The following is a 2,589-nucleotide window of genomic DNA, read 5'->3' on the forward strand; positions in this document are numbered from 1 at the left end:
TACCGTAGGGTAGGCAGGGTGGCGTCTACGAGAGAACACCCCACTGCCCCCCTCCGAACCGGACGTGCAACTTTCACTGCATCCGGCTCTCCGCTCCGGGCACTGTAGAACGAAAGTCCGGCAGCTTCCCTGCATGAAGGAGTTGATGACAGGGTGCGCAAAGCGGCCTCGTCTTCCGGGCCCGTTCGGCGTGAAGCCTCCGGAACACCGGCCCATCCCTCATGCGACGCACGGGGTTGCTGTGGTGAAGATGGAACGGTCCATCGGTGCCGCCACATGCGGAGCATGCTTGGGCGAGCACTCGGTCAGTCAGGTTGGTCCTGCTTAACCGAAGAGCTTCCGTGCGAGGCGTGTTGTCGACCGACGGCCAGAACACCGGCCTACGATCGAGTTCCGCCAGTCGCCAAACCGCGATCCTCCTCTCATCCCTCCCAACGCCGATACGCACTACGTACCTGCCCGGGCCAACCCTGAGGCGCCGGAGCGAAGCCATTAGGCTTGTCCGATGCTTGTGCGCGAGCGTCTTGAACAGACTACCGCGCCAGAGAAACTCGAGCTTGTTGAGTGCGCCTTTCACATCCACGGCCAAGGCATAGTAATTTGCAAAGCCGCGAAGTTCGGCGTTGTAGACCTTGACGATCTCCGCATCATCCATGTGAAGCAGGCCCGGACGGTGCACAGCCCGTCCCAAGTCGAACTGACCATAGCCGTGCCTCTGGCTGAACGATTGCACCTTGTCGCGCGGGACCAGCAACTGAATTTGATCCGTCACCGTCCGCTTGACTGCGACGATGCCCGTCCGTGCCCGTTGTTTGACGAGCCGGTCGGACGCCGTGCGAGTGCGCACGTCGTAGCCAAGGAACCTTGCTCCCTTCCGAGCCTCGCGGATCCCGCTTTTCAACGGGGACGTTCGGAGCTCAAGCTCGCTCGCGAGGAAGCCCTCGATGGCGGCCTTGATCTCTTCGGCCTCGGCCCGGCTGCCGATAACCCCCAGAAGGAAGTCGTCGGCGTACCGGACGTAGCGAAGGCGTCGAAAGTCTGGATCGAACGGGTCCGTCGCGGGTAGCTTGCGCATCGCCGCGAGCGTCTCCTTTATTCGGTCCAGCCATGGTTGGATTTCATCAACCTGCCCTTTGTCACGCAGCGCAGCCACGCGCTTCCGGGCGTACTCGGAACGGCGCTGAAGGTGCCTGTATTCCGCCGATTTGCGACGTTGGGCACCCTTGTCGAAGCCAGCGACGAGCCCTTCCACATAATGGTCAAGCTCGTGCAGGTAGACGTTCGCGAGCAGAGGCGAGACGATGCCTCCTTGCGGCGTGCCACTATAGGTTTCGTGGAAACGCTGCTGCTCCAGATACCCTGCCTTCAGCATCGCACTGATGAGAGCGGTAAACCGCCTATCATCAATGCGACGTTCAAGCAGGCTCAACAATTTCTCGTGAGAGATGTTGTCGAAGTATCCTTCGACATCGACTTCGATCAGCCACTTCACGCCCTTCCATGTCTTGCGGACATGGTCGAGCGCCGTGTGACACGACCGCCCCCGTCGAAAGCCGTGTGACCGATCAGAGAAGATCGGTTCATAGACTTCGTTCAGGATCATCCTGACCACTTCCTGCACCAGTCGGTCGGTTGCAGTCGGGATGCCGAGCGGTCTTGTTTTACCGTTGGTCTTGGGGATGTGGACGCGCCTGACCGGCTGCGGGCGATACGTGCCCGCCGAGAGTTGCGCGATCACCGCATCGATCCGGCTTTCGTCGAGATCGGTTACGGCCTCACGGTCGATGCCGGGGGTCTCTGCCCCACGGTTCTGTTGGATGCGGCCCAAAGCTTCCACCCACAAGGAGCGGGATAGCAGCAGTCGGAACACACCGTTCACACGTTTGCCGGTCAAGGCAATCGTTCCAAGTGATTCCAGCCTTTTCAAGGCGGCACAGGGTTGCATCAGCAGACCTCCGCCCTGGTTCGATGCTGGATCGAAGCTGCCGCACTTCCCCCGCTCGGTTGCGCTTTCGCTCGGGTCACCCCGAACTTATACGGCCGACCGTCCCTCACCGAGGCAAGGGCTGTCCCGGCAATTACGCCGGGTGTTCGGGTAATATTGCGGCTCCGCCGCCATACAGGTCGATAACTCGACCAGCTACAGGCGGTCCCGTAGTTACGCGTGAAAGGAGATAAGCTAACGGTCTTAGGTGGCCTTTTCATCTCTAGTCCTCCGAAGGAGGTCACGCCGACAAGGTTGGCCGGTCAAGTCGATGGTACGGACTTGGCCGCTTCTCGGGTCCGAGCTGGTAGAGTGGACCCGACGCGTCGGTGCGGGGTTTCAGTCGCTTTCCTCGCCGCCAAGGGTTTAGGCCGCGAGAGATTGGGCTTCACGCAGTGTAGCGTTCACCATAACCGTCTTGCCCTGACCCGTTGCTTCAATGCGACTATTCACTTTGGGCCTTTTCCGAGCATGCTATGGTCCCGTTCTCCTTTCGAAGTTTCAGCCCGAGGGCACCGGTAAGCTCGGTGGGCAGATGCCATTGCCAACAAGCATCACGTCATCAGACGCACTCCTTTCTCGCGCCACAACGGCGCACACCAGCC

1 protein-coding gene is annotated in these 2,589 nt (G+C 60.5%); it reads right to left on the reverse strand.

Annotation, left to right across the window (positions count from 1 at the left end; translation table 11 throughout):
• Positions 1-73: 73 nt before the first annotated feature.
• Entirely contained in the window at positions 74-1,945 is a 1,872-nt protein-coding gene (locus tag MF607_RS22365) for a reverse transcriptase domain-containing protein (RefSeq protein ID WP_066778815.1), read from the reverse strand.
• Positions 1,946-2,589: the final 644 nt, after the last annotated feature.

This window comes from Sphingomonas lacusdianchii (genome assembly GCF_022664395.1).
Classification (GTDB): domain Bacteria; phylum Pseudomonadota; class Alphaproteobacteria; order Sphingomonadales; family Sphingomonadaceae; genus Sphingomonas; species Sphingomonas lacusdianchii.